Here is an 18,089-nt window from a genome sequence, read left to right as displayed (position 1 = left end):
CGATGATTCCTAAAATTCTTTTTTATAGTAGTCAAAGTTATGATGTCGAATTTTTCAAAAAGTGGAATAAAAACTTCCAATTTGAACTTGAATTTGTGAATCTTCCCTTGAATGAAAGAACGGCTTCTCTTAGTAATGGCTATCACGCTGTTTGTATCTTCGTAAATGATATAGTGAATGAGAGTATTGCTAAAACTCTTTCTAATAATGGTGTTTCTTTGATTGCTTTAAGATGTGCCGGTTTTAACAATGTAGACATCGAAAGCACATCAAAACACAACCTAAAAGTAGTTCGGGTCCCTGCGTATTCCCCAAATGCCGTTGCTGAACATGCAGTAAGCCTGATTTTAACGTTGAACCGAAAAACCCACAAAGCATATAATCGAGTCAAAGAACTAAATTTCTCATTAAATGGTCTAATGGGTTTTGATTTGAACCAAAAGGTTGTGGGTGTGATTGGCACGGGGAAAATCGGAAGTGTTTTTTCAAGAATAATGAGGGGGTTTGGATCAAGAGTTTTGGCTTATGATATCATTCAAAATCCTGATTTGGTAAAAGAAAATATAGTTGAATATGTAGATTTGGAGACTCTTTTTCGGAATTCAGACATCATTTCCCTACACTGTCCATTGACACCAGAAACAAAATACATTATTAACGAAAAAACCATTTCTCTTATGAAAGATGGAGTGATGATCATCAATACAGGAAGAGGCGCATTGATTGACACCAAAGCTGTAATTCAGGGTTTAAAGAAAAGAAAAATCGGCTATTTGGGGCTTGATGTTTATGAACAAGAAGAGAATCTTTTTTTCAAAGATCATTCCCACGAAATTATCGAAGATGATCTGATTGCTCGATTGATAACCTTCCCAAATGTCTTGATTACCTCTCATCAAGCATTCTTTACAGAAAATGCCCTAAACGAAATAGCTCACACAACATTAAGTAATATTTATAATTTCTTTATAAAGAAGCAAATTGTCAACGAAGTAAAGTAAAAACGTTTGATCCCGAACTTCGAAAGAAAAATTCTGAATTATGCGAATCAAGGAGATAATCGATAAGTTTCTCAAAAAGAGTTTGATTTCCTTTGCCGAAAGCCAATCTATTTCTTCTGAGATCATCCAAGGAAAATCCATCACTATTGAAATCCCAAAAGAAGAATCTTTCGGTGACTATACATGCACAACAGCAATGAACAAAGAACTCAGAAACTTGTTCCAAATACGAAATCCCATCGAATTTGCTCAGAAATGGATACCCTTTATCAAAACTACCAAGTTGTCAAAAAGCGAATTGATACTCGATGATCCCTTTTCATTTTTTGATGATGAAATAGGTTTCGACGATCTGTTCGAAAATGTTCAAGTTGCAGGGGCAGGCTTTTTAAATTTTTTTGTTCAATCTAAACTTTTACTTTTCTTTCTTTTTCGATGTTTGAGTCATAATCATGATTATGGGAGATTTAAAAAAGAAAAACCAAGAAAAATCATTTTTGAGTTTGTCTCGGCAAATCCCACAGGTCCTTTGAATGTTGTTTCTGCACGAGCTTCAGCCCTGGGTGATAGTTGTTGTAATCTTTTGGAGGCTATAGGTGATTCTGTTTTCCGAGAGTACTACGTGAATGACTATGGAAATCAAGTAGAGCTCCTTGGAATTAGTTTTCTTTTTCGTTTTTTAGAACTCAAGAAAATTCCGTTGAAATTTTCCCAAAAAAATCATGACAAAGTCATTTATCCCCAACAAGAAGGTTTGCCCTTTCCTTCTGAAGCCTATCATGGTGAGTATATCCAAGAAGCTCTCATCGAAATTCTAAAACATCATCCCATTTCTATCTCTGAAAACGAAATTCAGCGTTTGAAGAAAATCTCTCAAAACCCAAATCTGACTGAGGAAAATCTAAAAGAAATCTTAAATGAAGAACTTTATCAAATAGCGAAAAAATTTTCAAAACTTGCAACAGAGTATTTTCTTCAAAAACATAAGGAGGACTTGCAAAAATTTCGAGTCCATTTTGAAAATTTCTTTCTGGAAAGTTCACTCCATGAAAGTGGTAAAGTTTTTTCAATTGTCGAAAAACTAAAAAACCACACTTATGAAAAAGACAAAAAAATCTTTTTTAAGAGTTCTGATTTTGGAGATGATCAAGATCGAGTGATTATTCGTGAGAACGGAAAGCCTACTTATTTACTTGCTGACATCGCTTATCATTACGAAAAAATCCAACGAGGATTTGATACCATCATCAACATTTGGGGACCCGACCATCATGGTTATATCCCTCGAATGAAAGGAGCTATGCAAGCTTTAGGTTTTCCCAAAGAAAACTTTCATGTCCTGATAGCTCAACAAGTCACACTTCTCGAAAACGGAAAACCTATCGTGATGAGCAAAAGAGCTGGGAAGATCATCCAAATGAAAGAGTTATTAGAAGAAATTCCAATTGATGTTGCAAGGTATTTTTTCTTAATGAGATCTTTTGAGTCCCATTTGGAGTTTGATATTGACGAAGCAAAAGACACCTCTGAGAAAAATCCCTACTACTATGTTGCTTACTCTCATGCTAGGATACACTCAATTTTTAGAAAAATAGAAGAAGAAAGAATTTTCGCAATAAAAGAAGAAGCTTTTTTTGATAAAGAAACATTATTCCAACTAAAACCACGCTTAAATTTCTACGATTTTTCTTCCCAAACTGCTTTCGAAAAGCAAAATTACCAAAGGAACTTGCTTTTGAAGATAGCTCGCTATCCTGATGAAGTCTATGAATCCGCAACTTCTTTGGAACCTCACAGGCTTTTGTATTTTCTCTATCAAATTGCCAATGATTTATCCAAGTTCTACATTAAGAAAGAAAACAAAATCATTGAAAAAAACGAGGAAGAAGGAATAGTATTACTTTCAATCCTACTTGGAGTGAAAATTTGTTTGAAAAATGGCTTGGAGCTTCTGGGAATGGAAGCACCTAATAGATTAGAAAAAACTAATCTTCAAATAACGAAAGAAGATCTGTTGTAATTTCTGACTCGTAATAAAAAACATTTGACATTAATTGAAAATACAAATCTTTTTGGTATTCTTTGAACTGATAATATATAAACAAACTTCCTAAGATTGCAAATCCGATCAAAATGCTACGTATTAAATATAAATTTTTTTTATAAATGTATCTAATAAATATTTTTCTTGCCATCTTTTTTTCCCATTTTTCGTCATTTCTTCTGGTTTCGATTTCTTTCCATGATTTTGATTTTTCTTTCATAAAGCTATCCCTTTTCGAATTTCTGGATTTTGGCTTTAATCCGAAATAAGTTTGATTTTATTGTCCCCTCTTTCTGATTTAGTTGTTTTGCGATTTCTTTCAAACTAAAACCATTTAAGTATAAGTTCAATATATTTCTTTGCAGTGAATTCAAATATTTTTTGTTAAGAAATTGTTCTTTTGTTATAGAAATTTCTGTTTTTTCAGAAATGAAATTTTTTGATTTCCAAAATTCTTTTAGTTTTTCTTTTTTTTGTCGCTCTTTTTTGAGTTTTTCGTTATATCTCAAAGTTTCATTCTTCGCAATTTGATATAAATATGTCGTGATTTTGCTTTTGTTTCGAAATTTATCAGACCCTAAAGACAGCAATAACCTTACATAAACGTCTTGAAAAATATCGTCTATGTAAGGTTTTGCTAAATCATCTGCGTATTTTTGAATTACAGATAAAACCAGATTCTTTGTCTTTTTGACGAGTTTTTCTATCTCTTGGGAAGACATCAATTCACCTTCGATAGTATTTTTCAAATCTCTTCTTATGTTCTTTCATGAGTTCCACTAATTCTTTTCTTTGTTCTGGACTCAAGTTTAGATAGAAAGGATAAAGATCCTCGATATCTTGTAACCGATTTTCCAACATTTTTGCGTGTAAGGATCTCACTTCGTTTTTCAAAACTTCTTTGTCCAATTTTCCTGACTCTAGTTGAGACAAAAATCCATCCTCAAACCAAAAAGGGACTTTTCGTTGGCTTTTACTTCTTTCTAACATTTTTTGTTTGATTTGTTCTAGTTGGGCTACTTGTGTTTCAGTTAAGTCCAATTCTTTTTCTAAGTATTTTATCATTTTGTTTAGTCTTTTCTCTGGAGGATAGTGATGTCCATAGCAATTACTAAAAATCCACGTGAAACCCAAAATCACGATGATGGTTATTTTTGTTTTCATGCCCAATATGACCTTATTCTCGCATAAAAAGTTCCCGTCCTTTTTTCGAAAAGTCATCAAAAAATACCGATAATCGTAAAAATGTCCATTGCAATTTCTATTATAAACTACAAAGGAGGAGTAGGGAAGACTACCCTAACTTTGAATTTGTCTTATGCATTATCCAGTATTTTTCAAAAAAGTGTTCTGATGATTGATTTAGACCCTCAATGTAGTTTATCTATCAGTGCAGTCAAAGATACGGAATGGGTGGAACATATCGAAAACAAGGGCTCTATTATCAGTGTAATTGAAGCCTTTTACAAGGGGAAATTGTCTTTTGATCCCGATTGGTTGATTTCTATCAAACAATCAAAAAAAACCTACCTTCTTCCTGGACACTTGAATTTGCCCGAATATGAAATGAAATTAGTTTATCAAAAACCTTTATATATGTCAATTGAAGAGTTTGAATCTCAGAGATTTTTCATTTTGCAAAAATACCTCAAATCTTTAAAAGATGAATTCGACTTTATTTTTTTTGATTGTCCACCGAATGTTTATGTTTTATCTCGCAATGCCATTTTAGCCAGTGATTTTTACGTAATACCTACCATTCCTGATTTTGTCTCGAGTTTTGGTATTCCATTCATTCACAAACACATAGAAGAACTAATACATAGCTGGTATGGAAAAACGAAATTTTTAGGGATCATTTTGAATAAGGTTCGAACTCAAAGACAAAACCTCATCAAAGAATTTCAAATTGAATATGAGAAAATTTCAGAGAAATTCCCCAACAAAGTCTTTGAAACTTTTATCTCCGATCGCATTCTGATCTCAAGCATCATGAGAAGAAAAATCAATATTTTCAATGAAAGTTCAAAAAAATACCAACCCCTCCAACAAGAATTTCGAGCCTTTGCTGAGGAAATAATGAGAAGAATAGAAGCAAACCAAAAGAAATAAAATTTTTTGATTGTCCTCGGGAAAAGAAAAAAGTATCTTAAAGATAGGAAAAAAGATAAGCAATCATAAATGTTTTTTTTCCAAAATCCGATACAAAACCTGAGGTGCTAAGATGAGAGATATCTTTAAAATTTTTATTGGTTGTCTTATTCTAATGTCATTTTCATTATATCCTCAGCAGACACCACAAGATCAACCAACAACTAATGTTCCTCAAGCTATTCAGGACAGCCCTTTGATTCAGATCGATCTTGAGGATTTCGAACAAGCAGAGGACTGGCTTGCTAAACCTACTTCACCATTAGGTGAAACCAAGACATTAAAACTAGTTCAAAGAGGAGAAATCCGAGCCACAGACGACGAAAATATGCGTCCCCCCGAAGGAGAAGCTCTCTCAGTTGACGTAGACCCCAACAATCCTAATCACGTGTTGGGTGTGAAAACTTATTTCGTTAATCGTGGATTCGATCGAGTGGAAGTTAAGCCACCACATCCCTATGTCATCAAAGGGAAAGTAAGACAGTTTTCTATATGGGTTCTAGGACGAAATTATAGGCATACCATGTATCTTAAAATTCGCGATTATAAAGGAAACTTTCATTCCATTAAATTAGGTAAATTGAATTTCTTTGGATGGAGAAAGTTTACTGTTTCCGTTCCTGGATGGATACCTCAAAGTACTCGTTTTGCCATGATAGATAAGAACCTACAATTTATTAGTATTTATGTTGTGAGCGATCATCATGAGGTTGGTGGTGAGTTTTATTTCTATGTGGATGGACTTAAAGCGTTGGTGGATAGATCAGAACTCGTTTATCCTGGTTCCGAAATCAAAGATAATTGGTAATTTTAAAAAATTATGAGAGGTTAAAAAATGAAAAAGAAACTCCTTTTGGAATCGTCGATAATCGTTTTTTCAATCATATCCATTTTGTTGATTGATGGTGTGCGTGCGGGAGTGGAAACTGCGATCGGAAGCGATGTTTCAGCAAGTGAAGTTAGAGCTGTGACGGTCGAAAGTTGGGACAGGGATTTTTCTGGTGGTGGATATGGATGGGAGGTTCATACCGATAAAGACACAAAAACAAGAGGTCCCTATCAACCGATTGCATCAAACCTCCAAGCAGAAAGGGAAGTAAAGCTCATAAGAGGTACTCCTGCTGACATCAGGTACAATATTGACCGTGAAGATGTACGCATTTTAGGAGTCAAGTTTGCATTTACTTTTCCAGGCTATAATGTTGTGACTATTCGTCCCCCAGCTGTTGACCAATACATCGTAGAAAGACCAAGACCTTACCTTAACGAGCTTGCTCTCGTAGAAACTTATAAAGCTCGTTCTTGTTATCAAAATCCCGCATTATCAACAGTTTTTAGAACCCAACGAGCTCAAATGATCGATTGTGTTGTCGGCATTGAACTTCCAGGCGAGGTTCAAAAGATTTCTGTTTGGGTGCTAGGGAGAGGGAATGAATACACGCTTGAGGGTTGGATTGAAGATTGGCGGGGTGATACCCACATTTTGAAGTTTGGTTCTTTAGATTTTGTGGGATGGCGTCCGTTAACGGTAAACATACCAAGAAATATACCTCAGTCAGTAGAATCATACCCTCAAATCAAGACCTTAGTATTTAAACAATTTAAAGTGAGATCAACTCCAGAGACATCGTTAGAAACTGTTTACCTTTTCTTTGATGAGTTAAGAATCCTCACTAATATTTTTGAACCTTACTTTGATGGAGCTCAGATCGATTTTGATAAGGCTGATTGTGAAACCAAAAACCGTTTGATACGTATCTTAAGGCAACACGCAAGAAATCCTGAGATTTACGAACTCAGAGATTGTTCGAAAGCTCCAGGTCCAGCACAACCCTTACCAGAACAACCCCAACAAACACCCACAAGGTAGATAGTCTCCTATCTACCTTTTAACAAACATAGGCGCTTCTACTTTTTCTCTTACTTCTTTTCCACATAACTCTTCCACAAGTGATAAAGCAAACTCAAAAGAAGTTCCGGGTCCTTTACTGGTGTAGATGTTTCTACTTTTTACCACTCTTTCATCGACATATTTGCCAGTATAATTACTTGGTAAAGTTGAGGGATGTAGAGTGAAGACATCGTCTTCATGAAGGATATTATGCTTTAAAAGAACATTAGGAGCTGCGCAAATTGCTCCAATCACTTTGTTTTTTTGATGTAATCGCTCAATGATTTGTTTAATTCTTTCATCATTTTCTAAACGTTTTGCTCCCTCTGAACCTCCTGGTAAAACGATAGCATCATACTCCCAATCTTTTACTTCATCTAAAGTATAATCGGCTATGTGTTTTGTTTTTCGAGATGCGACAATCTCTTTTTTATCTAAGCCAGCAACGATAACCTCAACTCCAGCTCTTCTTAAAACATCAATTATGATAATACCTTCCATTTCCTCGAAACCATCTGCTAAAGGAACCAAAACACGAACCATAAGAAACAACACAATAAATGGAACTCTTTGTCAACTAAGAAAAAAATATTCTCATTTTCGTTTGACAAATAATTAAAAACAAACAGAGTAAACATTAAAAAAGCTTCGAGATAATGAAATCCACCATAAAAGCGTTATACTATTTCTTTAACCCAAAGAGTTCCATTCACGATCCATTACAACAAATCTTCTTCTTTTACGATATAGCAACAACTAATCTTAGACGGTTGATTAAATTTTCTTTGGTGTTATCTATTGTATCAATCATTTTGTTAATCTGGGATTTATTTCGATTTCTTGACGGTTCTATGGATGAAATATCAAAATTACTCTCTATTTCTCACCTCTTATTTCTAATCTATTGTTTAATTACATTCATAACATCAAAAGTAATCTTAAAGAAGCTGAAGGAACCTAAGATATTTCGAATATATTTTATTCTCAATGTTTTGTTTTTGTTTAGCATACTGATTTGGATGACTCTTTTGGATCAGTTGGCAAATGGACAAATCACAGTGATACTTATGGGCTATTTTGGAATATCTGCATTGTTATATCTTTATCCTATTGACAGTTTAATTCTATACTCACTAAGCTCAACCCTTTTGTTTTATCTTCTTCCCTACTTCCAAAAGAATGATCAAATACTTCTGGCTCATTTTGTCAACATTCCTATTTTGAGTTTTATTTCATTTCTTGTTTCGCAGTTTTTCTTTCAAAGTAAAGTTAAAGACTTCCTTAAAAACATAAAGTTAGAAGAAGCCAATTCAGAGTTAGACGAACTTATTCATAAAGTTCTTCCTGTTCAAGTTTCTTATAAATTAAGAAAGCAAACTACTATCGAACCTGTTCTATCAAGAAATGTCACTATTGGCTTTATTGATATTGTTTCTTTTAGCACTATAATGGAAAATACATCGATTGATGTTGTTCTAAATATTTTAGATGAACTATTTCGTGAATTTGATGTGATAATAAAAAAACACAATTTAGAAAAAATCAAAACTATTGGTGATAGTTATATGTTTGCTGGTGGTTTGTTTTCGGATAAAAACCAGACCAAAGAAATGATTGAAGCCTCATTCGAAATTATTGAACTCATAGAGAAGAAGCAAACAGATCTCCAGAAAAGAACAAACTTTAAATGGTCAGTTCGAATAGGTATTGACAAAGGAGACGTTATTTCAGGAATCATTGGAAATTGGAGGTTTGTTTTTGATGTATGGGGAAATACCGTAAACATAGCTGCACGCTTAGAAACCCTATCCCTTCCGCAAAGAATTCACATTTCCAAAAACGTATATGAAGAAGTCAAAAATTTTTCAGAGTACACTTTTGAAACACGAGGAGTTATTCCCATCAAAAATATTTCTTCTATTGAAACATTTTTTGTTTTTAAAAGAAAATAATTGACATAAAAAATAGATTAATATAATTTGTAAAATATGAAATGGCTGATAAGAACATTCAATCAAATACTTCTAATACTTTTGCTTAAAACTTCAATTATCCCATCAGAATTCAATACACTAAATCTGAATTCCATAGATCATTGGAACATTCGGATCTCAGATATAAGCTGGGAGTCTGCAACCATCAGAAATGCTTTCCAAATCTCATATATAAAGCTTTTCGATAACCTACTCAAAGGAAAAGTTAATTTGAGTTTATATACTCTCCCAACTACAATCAAAGCCTCTGGATTCCAACTTTCTACACCTGAGTGTTCAGAAAACCAGTGTTCTGATTTTTATATTCAAATTCATACATCTGGTTCTCGGCAAATTTTTGGATTAGAAACTGTCGTTGAAACTTTTCAAAACAACTTCGGCAATATTTCTGTTATCCTTACTAATTCAAAAGTGGGTTTTTATCCTTCTTATAATCAAACACTTAACAATGTTTCCTTCGGTTATCATAATGATTTTTTTCTCTTCCAAGAAAACCCTTATCTAAAAAACATTGGTTTTCGTATTGGTTTAGGATTAGACTCTTCTCAATATGGCTACACCGCAAGAGGATTAGACACCTCAGTCGTATCGTTGATACAAATTACTAACACCAATCCTCCAACGATCAATGCATCTACCCCAATTCTAACGAATTCATTCTTAGAACAAAAATTAGATTATACGGAGTCATTCCTAAAATTAAGAGTTGGAATTAATTATTTATTAGAAATTTTAGGCTCACATCAGTTTTTTTTCAACATAGACCCCTATATAGGCTATGGAGCTGTTAGCTACAAAAGAGTAGACCGAACAAGGAATTTAGAGATTTTCAACCTTTTAAACAATCCTAATGTAAACTTTTTTACGATTTCCTTTTTGCTTCCGAGATCTAGGCTCACTGATGGTCCTGCATTATTGGAAGTCCCGGGATACGAAGCGTCTTTTTCATATGGCTATAAAATCAACCCAAAACACATCGTTCGTGCTGTTTATCGCTATAAACAAGAAACTCATAAACTGAAAGCTCCAAAAATCGAACCTGAGGAGAATATAAATCTAACAGGACTATTATTTGGAGACATCACACCTATTTTGTTATCAGAGTTAAAAATATTAAGCTTTCTACCTAAAAACAAAGATGTAGTGAGCGAGGTAGGTATTGAATATTCATTTCAGTTTTGATCTAAAATAGCGTAGGATGAAACCACCAAACGTTCAAACCAAAGATGAGATATCCAAAAATATCCGTTATCTCCCCACTTTTTGCCAGCTGAGTTTTGAGCGATATACTTTCTTTTCTCTAAGTTATAACCAACCACTCCAATAGTGTGTTTTCCAATCAGTCTACCCTTCGGAGTGTATTCTTTTTCTTTTAAATTCAAAAAGTTTTCTGTAATAAAAATCGTTGCAATCAAGATGTTGTTTTGATAAATTAGTGTTGCTATTTGAAACACATCCGTAGGATCAATCCTTGCAAAGCCCTTGATTCTATAGCTTGAGGCGGAATTAATGACTTCTGGTGTGGGCTGAATTCGATAATCATATTCAATGTAGGGAAATAAAGTTTCTGAGGGACAACCTGTATCTTTCAGTAAATACAAAGCATCAATCACTTCTATTCCTTCGTCTTTGCCATTATTTAAGAGATTATAAACAAAAGAAGGAGAACATATATATTGCTTATGACCTTTTCTTTGCATATGATAACTCATAGTCAAGTATCCTACAGCAAAAGCAGTGCTTGATGCTTGTCTTCCCTGATCCCTCACATCCGGCAGGTCTTTTAAAACATACTCCACTGGAAGATTTACATCTCTTGACAAAATCAAAAGAGGTATTTCTTTTTCTCTATCTAACCATCTGGGACCTACCGAGATTTCATGGATACTCCATTCTTTTTGAGAATACGATGAAGTAAATTCAATCCGTTTTCCTTCTTCATCAACAGTCACACAAGAAACGAAAATCAAAAGAACAAGTAATCTCTGGGTTTTCATATGTCTTGATTTTATTTTCTTTTATTTTCTTGATTTGATTTAAATAAAAAAATTTTCAACAAATGTGAGGATTTTACGCATTGCCACAAGAGGCTCACACCTTGCCGTCGCTCAAGCAGAGTATGTTCAAGAAAGACTCAAAGAACTTGGAGTATCAAGCGAACTCGTAATCATAAAAACAACAGGAGATTTGAACTACGCCTCATTCACTGAATTAGCAAAAAGAGGTGATGAAACGAAAGGACTTTTTACCAAAGAAATCGAAGAAGCTTTACTCAAAAACACTGCTGATATTGCTGTCCATTCCCTTAAGGACTTGCCTACGAAATCCCACAAGGGCTTAATTGTAGCTGCTTTGCCTCAACGCCTTGATTATCGAGACTACTTGATTTTTCGTAAAGACAAAAAATCTCAAGATCAGCTCCCATTCATAAAAAATGATGGGGTCGTTGGAACTTCCTCTTTTCGTCGGAAATCCATGCTACGTTTTTTCTTCCCTTCTTTAAAAACCAAAGATATTCGAGGAAATGTCCCTACTCGGATAAAAAAGCTTTTTTTTGATGATATTGATGCCATTTTACTTTCTGGAGCAGGATTAGAAAGACTCTCACAAAAGTCTGACTGGATAGACGAAAAATACCTTTCTGAAATCGAAATCGTGCCCTTAGATGCTGAGGTTTTTCCCCCTTCGCCAGGACAAGGAACAATAGCTGTTCAATGCCGTGAGTCAGACAAAGAAATCATCGAACTTCTAAAACAAATCCACGATCCACAAATCGAAAATATCATCCACATAGAGAGAGGTTTATTAGCAAAATTAGAAGGTGGTTGTCACTTGCCATTAGGAATCCATTCAAAATATTCTCAAGAGCATTCGCTCTATCAAGCTAACTTGTTTCTGGGAAAAGAATATCCTTATAGCAAAAAGAAAAAAGACTTTTATTTAAAAAGATACCACAAGGACAGAGCCCTACTTGTCGAATTTTTACATGAAGAAATCACTGAGGATTTGCCGATTGTTCTTTTCGGAAAAGAAGAAAAACTTAATGAAATCAGCAAAAAATTTCTCACCCAGAGTATTTTGTATTTTCCTATAATGGAAGTTAAGCATTACAAAGAAATCCAAAAACATGTCTTAATCTCATCACCCATAGAAAAAGAAAGTATTCATCGGATTTACGCAATCTTTAGCGTAGAAGGTATCAAAAGTTTAGAGCATCATAATTTCGAAGATTCTCCTTTAATCTTTGTAAACGGGAAGAAAAGTAAAGAAACTTTATTGAACTTGTTTCCTGAGCTGAAAGAAAATGAAGTTTTCATAAGTCATGATGGAACGGCTTTTGGAATTGCTGAAATGATTATGGCTTCATACAAAAATCAACCAAAGATTATCTATGCCATTACAGCAAAAGAAAGTAGAAACGAGTTTTTTGATTTCTTAATGAATCATAACGACAACAACACACATTTAGAACAATGGATAACTTATGAAATTCAAAGTAGAACTCTGACAAAAGAAGAGCTTGACTCTATCCCAGAGAAAGCATATTTAATTTTTGGAAGTCCATCTTTATTTGATGCATTTTATTCATCCCTAAAAAATCACAATTATTTTATCGAAGAAAAAACGAAAAAATGGAGACTAATTTGTTTAGGAAAAACCACATTCCAACATATCTTGAGAAAAGGTTTTAGTGTTTACGCAATGTCCTCTGAGCCAAGTTATGAGAAAATTATTAAAGAATTTTTATAAAATAAATTAATAAATAATATAATCTTTTAATTCTTCTTCGTTCTTTTTCAAAATATAATTTTGTATGACCATCTCAATCACTTCTGGAGTGCATTGTTTGAACCACCTGCCTTGAGGATAAATACACATGATAGGACCTTCCTTGCAAACCCGCAGACAATTTGCTTTTGTTCGAAACACTTTTCCTGACTGAACCAAACCTAATTCTGATAGTCTTTTTTTCAAATATTCCCAAGAACGTAATCCTTCATCTTTACTTACACATTTAGGTTCAGTTTGGTCTGCACACAGAAATATGTGATACTCCAAATTCTCTACTTTTAACTTTTTTAATATTTCTTTTGCTTCATTCATAAATAATTTTTATAAAATTTTATAATAAATTTTTTAAAGCACTATCTATATCTGGATATTGAAAAACGAAACCTTCTTTCTGAATTCGGCTTGGAATTACTTTTGCACCTTCGAGAACTATTTGAGACATCTCACCTAAGATTAGCTCTAAAGCAAAATCCGGTATGTTAGGAAATATCATGGGTCGATTTAGGTATTTTGCAGCTTTTTTCATTAACTCCTCAAGAGTAACAGGATTTGGCGCTGTGCCATTATAAACCCCACTACTTTGTGGATTCTCCAAAATAAAATCAAAAATCCTAACCAAGTCATCAATATGAATCCAACTCACGTATTGTTTTCCTGAACCTGGAACAGTTCCAACGAACAACTTGATGGGAAGTATCATTCTGGGAAACCCACCTTCATTTTTATCCATTACGAAACCTATTCGGATATGAGCTTTTCTGATATGAGGATGTAGATTGATGGATGCTTGCTCCCACTGAACACAAGTTTCTGCTAAAAAACCGGTTCCCGGTGGGCTATATTCATCCACTTCTTCCGTTCGATTTCCGTAATAACCCGTTGCCGATGCAAAAATCACAACCTCAGGTTTTTGTGACTGATGGTTTTGGTTGAGAATTTCTGATAAAAATTTCGTTGATTTTACTCTGCTTTCTACTATCAATTTTTTGTAGTTTTCATCCCAACGTCTTTCAGCAATGTTAGCACCACTAAGATGTATCACAACATCCGATGATAAGAGCTCTTGCTTTCCCTCGTCGGAGATCTGCTGATTGCTGGGATCCCAAAAATAAATTGGGACATTTGCTTTTTTGTTCCTACTATGAGATAGATAAAGAACTTTATGATTTTTATTTATAAAATATTCCGTCAATTTTCTTCCGATAAAACCTGTTCCTCCTGTGATGGTAATCTTTTTCATGTTAATCAATAATAAGTAAATTTTAGTTTTGTCTATTCCTTTTTCACGCTAATTCATCTGGATGAATCTTCTCTTTTGACTTGATGACCCCATCACTTGCTAAACAATAGGGACATCCATAAATGTGAACCTTTCGTTTTTTTCTTGGATCATCGATGGGTTCAAACGCTGCGATTAGATAATCGTTTTTATTTAAAATAGTTCCACAAATGGGACAAATCCTTAGTCTTTTCTCTGTTGGTTTTTGTTGATTTTCTTTTAATGTTTTGTTGATAGCTCTCCTCAAACTTTCAGACGTAATGGGTTCGTTTTTAACAATATTCCTATGCTTTGTTTTATCAACGATATCTAAAAAATACAAAATCACCAATACCGAAATCAATATTCCAAAGATTGTAACGAAGAATGTCATCGATTTTTGATAATCTTTTGTAAATCCAAAAGAAATTTTTTCTTCAATTCAAATTCACTTTTTTCGTTTAACTCTGAGTTTTTGTTTGGACTGATGGGAGTTTTTGGAGTGGTTTTTGTTTCCTTTTTTCTTTTTGTAGGATGAAGCTCTTTAATTCCTCTTATTGTTTCATCTATATCTCTTTTCATTGAGTCATTGATGATTGTAATTTGAAACAATATTTCCTGAAGAACCAGTTTGTTAGGAACACTCACATAAAGGGTTTTATTTTTGACAAATTCCATTTTTACTAAGCTAGCATATCTTCCGAAAAATTTTTTCCAATGTTTCTCCAAGTATTCTTCGATTTTTCTATCTGCACTTTCCTCACCAAAAAGCAATTCCAAAACCTTCTCTTTTTCTTTTCTTGTTAACCTTCTTGGTTTGAATTCCGTGTATAAATGGTCAATATTCATTCATGACCACTCCGTTTTGAATCTCAAATACCTTTCCTTTTTGTCCCTTCAATCTTTCTAAGATCGCTATTTCTTCACTAATGGCAGGAATAGTAAAAAATGCTTGTCCTACTTCCCCAATAGATTTAATAAAGTAGGTTCTTCTTTTACTGTCCAATTCTCGAAAAACATCATCAATAAAAAGAATGGGTGGTTTTTTGTATTTTGCGGTTAACAAATCATTTTTTGCTAACTTCATAGAAATCACGCATGTTCGTTTCTGACCCTGACTGAAGGTAAACGAAATATCTTTTCTTTTTCTCTTATCAAGAAATAAAAATTTATCACGATGAACTCCCATCGTCGTTGTTCCCATCTTTAAGTCCTTGTAGCGATTGTTAAGAAATCCTTCTTTGAAAGTCTCAAGATCTGGCTGCTCTAATTCAACAGAAATCTCATCTTTTGAATCAGAAATTTCCGTTATCCTTCTCTCGAAGTATTTTTGAAAATCTCTCAAATAATTTATTCTTTTTTCCATGATTACCAGGGAATAGTTTATCAATCGTTCATCCCAAATATCGAGCTCCTGATAATTCCCTTTTTTTTCTATGATTCTTCGTAAAAGTTCATTTCTTTGTTTGAGGGTTTTTTGATAATCATTTAATACCTTCAAATAATCGCTATCTAAAATTGAAAAAAGATAATCAAAAAAGGTTCTTCTTTTAGGAATAGAGTCAGCATAATCAATATCCTCAGGCAGGAAAAAAACTCCGATAATGTCTGTTATGATTTCTGAGATTTTTTTTACGTTTTTGCCGTTTTTTTTGATTTTTTTCTGGAGTTGTTGGTTTCTCTTTTCAACCCCCACTTCGTATGTTGCTTTTTCACCTTTTGAATTAATAACATCAATCTTGATGTAAAAGTAATTTTCTCCTGTTCGGATTAGATCGAAATCCTTAACTTCTCGAAAGGAACGGTATAACAAAAAATATCCAATCGCTTCTAAAAGATTCGTTTTTCCTGCGGCATTCTCTCCGACGAAGAAATTCAAAGATGGAGAGAATCCAAGATTTTCTTTCTGATAATTTCGAAAGTTCTCAACTACTAAGCTTTCTATAATCACATTTATTCATGGATTTTCATAGGCATTACAATGCACAAAAAGTTTTCATCATTTGGATCATGAAAGAGGACTGGAGACTCTGGGTTTTTGAACGACATCACTACATGATTTGATGTCAATGCTTCTAAAACATCCAAAAGATAATTCGAGTTAAAACCAATAGCCATATTGGGTCCATCGTAATTACACTCTATTCCATCTTCGACTTTTCCCAATTCTGGCGTTGATGATACCACCATGAGGATATTCGGGCTAAAATGCAATTGAACTTGCTTATTGGGCTCTGGTGCAAATACCATAGCTTGGCGTATTGCGTTTATAAAATCTTCCCTGTAAATTTCAGCTCTGTGAGGTAAATCAGTCGGTATTACATAGGTATAATCAGGAAAATTTCCTTCAATCAGTTTTGTGGAAAAATATATATCTCCGGATTTTATATAAACTTGATTTTCGTTTGGGTTATGAGCAATTTGGATTTCTTCAGAATCAGCAAGTAGTCGTTTGATTTCTTTTACAGATTTTAAAGGAATAATCATGGTTCTGCCATTCAAAAAGTTTTCTTCTTTTCTTTTGATGAGGGCTAACCTTCTTCCATCTGTTGCAACAAAGTGTAAAAGGTCTTCACGAAACTCCACAAAAATCCCGTTAAAAACAATCCTTGCATCATCTACAGCTGAAGCATAGAAAACTTTGTTGATCATTTCTTGAACCATCACTGAACTCATAGAATGAAATTCCAGTTTGTTCACTTGAAAAGGGATAGGAAACTCATCTGAAGGCATACCCATGATTTCGATATGAGTTTTGTATTTCCTTTCTTGCTCAGGATTTCCGTTTTGAACAACCACTTTTTCACCAACAGACATAAATTTCATGGTATCATAACGAAATCCTTTGACAAGTTCTGTGAGTTTCTTTCCAGGTAGCAAAATACTTCCCTTCTTGGAAACCAAAGCTGGAACACGGTTTCTCAAAGACTTTTCTAGATCGGTTGCTGTGATAGAAATGTAATTGTCTTCCGCCTCCAATAGGACGTTTCCTACAATTGAACTAATTTCTTTGGACGAAGTAATGGTAGTGACAGTACTAAGACATTCCAAAAATTCATCTCTTCTTATAACGAATTCCATTTTCCACCTCTCTTTTATAACTATTATATCTTATGTATTTTTAATTTGTCGTTTTGTTACGGATGAAATTGTGAAATTCCATAATTTGTATTTAAAAAGTCGGTATTTTTCCCAAAGAGAATATCAAAAATTTAAACGGAACTAAGTCAATCGAATTGTGATTTTTATGTGAAAAACTAAATCGAAGATTTCACACTCTTTGTGAGTGTGAGTAAAGATTTTCACATTTCAATACAAGTCATTCACATGATTTTCACACTTCTAACAAGTAATGATTTGACTAAGAGAATATAAAAAAAAGTTTGATTAGTTGTATAAAATATATAGAATAATATCAGAACATTTTTCTACTTAAAGGAGTTATTCAATGAAGCGAACGTATCAACCCTCGAGGGTATCACGACTAAGAACTCATGGTTTTCGAAAAAGGATGTCCACAAAAGATGGAAGAAAAGTATTATCGAGAAGAAGAAAAAAAGGAAGGTGGAAACTTACCGTCTCCGACGAAGTTTTCAGAAAATAAAAAAGAATTTATCGTAAAAAAAAAGAATGAAATATCAAAAATATTTGAAGAAGGGAAAGTATACTACACGAAAGATTTAAAACTCTATGTCTTAAAAAATAATGTAGGACATCTTCGATATGTGGGATGTGTTTCAAAGAAATATGGAAAAAGTCATGAAAGAAATCGCTACCGTAGGCTCATTAGAGAATCCATGAGGAAGATTATAAAAAAATCACACATTAGAAATCTCGAATACGATGTTGCTATCTTACCAAAAAGTGATTGCTTTAAAGATAAAAACTATAAAAACAAAGAATCCAAGGATCAATTAGAAAAGTTTTTTTTGTATTTAGTGAGAATGAGTCAGTGAGG

The 18,089-nt window shown here is 33.6% G+C and carries 21 protein-coding genes; 10 read left to right on the top strand and 11 right to left on the bottom strand.

All coding sequences use genetic code 11. The features are described from left to right. Positions 1-2 precede the first annotated feature (2 nt). Both NZ853_00865 and NZ853_00860 read left to right on the top strand, forming a co-directional pair. A complete protein-coding gene (locus NZ853_00865) occupies positions 3-1,001 on the top strand; it encodes a 2-hydroxyacid dehydrogenase (GenBank protein MCS7204229.1) in 999 nt (332 codons plus the stop codon). 40 nt (positions 1,002-1,041) lie between these two features. Further along, complete coding sequence (locus NZ853_00860) at positions 1,042-3,021, top strand: arginine--tRNA ligase (protein MCS7204228.1); 1,980 nt, start codon at positions 1,042-1,044, stop codon at positions 3,019-3,021. On the opposite strand, the gene NZ853_00855 is transcribed toward NZ853_00860, so the two are convergent. From NZ853_00855 to NZ853_00845, 3 genes are read right to left on the bottom strand one after another with little or no spacing between them, the layout of a single operon-like run. Continuing rightward, positions 2,987-3,265, bottom strand: coding sequence for a hypothetical protein (locus tag NZ853_00855; GenBank protein MCS7204227.1), 279 nt, complete (start codon positions 3,263-3,265; stop codon positions 2,987-2,989). The genes NZ853_00860 and NZ853_00855 overlap by 35 nt on opposite strands. 4 nt (positions 3,266-3,269) lie before the next feature. Next, positions 3,270-3,767, bottom strand: a complete 498-nt coding sequence (locus NZ853_00850; protein ID MCS7204226.1) for a sigma-70 family RNA polymerase sigma factor — start codon at positions 3,765-3,767, stop codon at positions 3,270-3,272. 4 nt (positions 3,768-3,771) lie between these two features. Then, on the bottom strand, positions 3,772-4,209 hold the full coding sequence (locus NZ853_00845) for a Spy/CpxP family protein refolding chaperone (GenBank protein ID MCS7204225.1): 438 nt from the start codon (positions 4,207-4,209) through the stop codon (positions 3,772-3,774). A gap of 81 nt (positions 4,210-4,290) precedes the next feature. Between NZ853_00845 and NZ853_00840 the strand changes: the two genes are divergently transcribed. The 3 genes from NZ853_00840 (at position 4,291) to NZ853_00830 (ending at position 7,066) form a co-directional block, all read left to right on the top strand. After that, entirely contained in the window at positions 4,291-5,157 is an 867-nt protein-coding gene (locus tag NZ853_00840) for a ParA family protein (protein MCS7204224.1), read from the top strand. A 112-nt stretch (positions 5,158-5,269) separates the two neighbouring features. After that, a complete protein-coding gene (locus NZ853_00835; protein ID MCS7204223.1) occupies positions 5,270-6,004 on the top strand; it encodes a flagellar filament outer layer protein FlaA in 735 nt (244 codons plus the stop codon). 27 nt (positions 6,005-6,031) lie between these two features. Further along, positions 6,032-7,066, top strand: coding sequence for a flagellar filament outer layer protein FlaA (locus tag NZ853_00830; GenBank protein ID MCS7204222.1), 1,035 nt, complete (start codon positions 6,032-6,034; stop codon positions 7,064-7,066). A gap of 12 nt (positions 7,067-7,078) precedes the next feature. On the opposite strand, the gene NZ853_00825 is transcribed toward NZ853_00830, so the two are convergent. Next, entirely contained in the window at positions 7,079-7,630 is a 552-nt protein-coding gene (locus NZ853_00825; protein ID MCS7204221.1) for a DJ-1/PfpI family protein, read from the bottom strand. A 113-nt stretch (positions 7,631-7,743) separates the two neighbouring features. On the opposite strand from NZ853_00825, the gene NZ853_00820 reads away from it, so the two are divergent. Both NZ853_00820 and NZ853_00815 read left to right on the top strand, forming a co-directional pair. Continuing rightward, positions 7,744-9,039 (top strand): adenylate/guanylate cyclase domain-containing protein, encoded by a 1,296-nt coding sequence (locus NZ853_00820; GenBank protein ID MCS7204220.1) that lies wholly within the window; start codon positions 7,744-7,746, stop codon positions 9,037-9,039. Between the two features lie 36 nt (positions 9,040-9,075). Beyond that, a complete protein-coding gene (locus tag NZ853_00815; protein ID MCS7204219.1) occupies positions 9,076-10,263 on the top strand; it encodes a hypothetical protein in 1,188 nt (395 codons plus the stop codon). Here NZ853_00815 and NZ853_00810 read toward each other — a convergent pair. Continuing rightward, entirely contained in the window at positions 10,254-11,078 is an 825-nt protein-coding gene (locus tag NZ853_00810) for a C1 family peptidase (protein MCS7204218.1), read from the bottom strand. The genes NZ853_00815 and NZ853_00810 overlap by 10 nt on opposite strands. 64 nt (positions 11,079-11,142) lie before the next feature. Between NZ853_00810 and hemC the strand changes: the two genes are divergently transcribed. Then, positions 11,143-12,831 (top strand): hydroxymethylbilane synthase, encoded by a 1,689-nt coding sequence (gene hemC, locus NZ853_00805; GenBank protein MCS7204217.1) that lies wholly within the window; start codon positions 11,143-11,145, stop codon positions 12,829-12,831. A gap of 6 nt (positions 12,832-12,837) precedes the next feature. Here hemC and NZ853_00800 read toward each other — a convergent pair whose 3' ends face one another. From NZ853_00800 to dnaN, 6 genes are read right to left on the bottom strand one after another with little or no spacing between them, the layout of a single operon-like run. Further along, entirely contained in the window at positions 12,838-13,185 is a 348-nt protein-coding gene (locus tag NZ853_00800) for a (2Fe-2S) ferredoxin domain-containing protein (GenBank protein ID MCS7204216.1), read from the bottom strand. Positions 13,186-13,204: 19 nt separating this feature from the next. Beyond that, positions 13,205-14,113, bottom strand: a complete 909-nt coding sequence (locus NZ853_00795) for a TIGR01777 family oxidoreductase (protein MCS7204215.1) — start codon at positions 14,111-14,113, stop codon at positions 13,205-13,207. Positions 14,114-14,156: 43 nt separating this feature from the next. Continuing rightward, positions 14,157-14,525: a hypothetical protein gene (locus tag NZ853_00790; GenBank protein MCS7204214.1), complete on the bottom strand. Its 369-nt coding sequence runs from the start codon at positions 14,523-14,525 to the stop codon at positions 14,157-14,159. Continuing rightward, positions 14,522-14,980, bottom strand: a complete 459-nt coding sequence (locus NZ853_00785) for a DciA family protein (GenBank protein MCS7204213.1) — start codon at positions 14,978-14,980, stop codon at positions 14,522-14,524. The genes NZ853_00790 and NZ853_00785 overlap by 4 nt, the downstream gene beginning before the upstream one ends. Next, positions 14,970-16,082 carry a DNA replication and repair protein RecF gene (recF, locus tag NZ853_00780; protein ID MCS7204212.1) on the bottom strand — a complete coding sequence of 371 codons (1,113 nt, stop codon included), beginning with the start codon at positions 16,080-16,082 and terminating at the stop codon, positions 14,970-14,972. The genes NZ853_00785 and recF overlap by 11 nt, the downstream gene beginning before the upstream one ends. 2 nt (positions 16,083-16,084) lie before the next feature. Further along, positions 16,085-17,212 carry a DNA polymerase III subunit beta gene (gene dnaN, locus NZ853_00775; protein MCS7204211.1) on the bottom strand — a complete coding sequence of 376 codons (1,128 nt, stop codon included), beginning with the start codon at positions 17,210-17,212 and terminating at the stop codon, positions 16,085-16,087. Between the two features lie 367 nt (positions 17,213-17,579). Here dnaN and rpmH point away from each other — a divergent pair, with 367 nt between their 5' ends. Both rpmH and rnpA read left to right on the top strand, forming a co-directional pair. Then, complete coding sequence (rpmH, locus tag NZ853_00770; GenBank protein MCS7204210.1) at positions 17,580-17,735, top strand: 50S ribosomal protein L34; 156 nt, start codon at positions 17,580-17,582, stop codon at positions 17,733-17,735. Positions 17,736-17,745: 10 nt separating this feature from the next. Then, positions 17,746-18,087, top strand: a complete 342-nt coding sequence (rnpA, locus tag NZ853_00765) for a ribonuclease P protein component (GenBank protein MCS7204209.1) — start codon at positions 17,746-17,748, stop codon at positions 18,085-18,087. The last annotated feature ends 2 nt before the right edge of the window (positions 18,088-18,089 follow it).

The sequence above is a fragment of the Leptospiraceae bacterium genome (assembly GCA_025059995.1).
Lineage (GTDB): Bacteria > Spirochaetota > Leptospiria > Leptospirales > Leptonemataceae > SKYB61.
The sequence above is the reverse complement of the archived record's forward strand: the minus strand, read 5'-3'. Positions and strand labels throughout refer to the sequence as shown.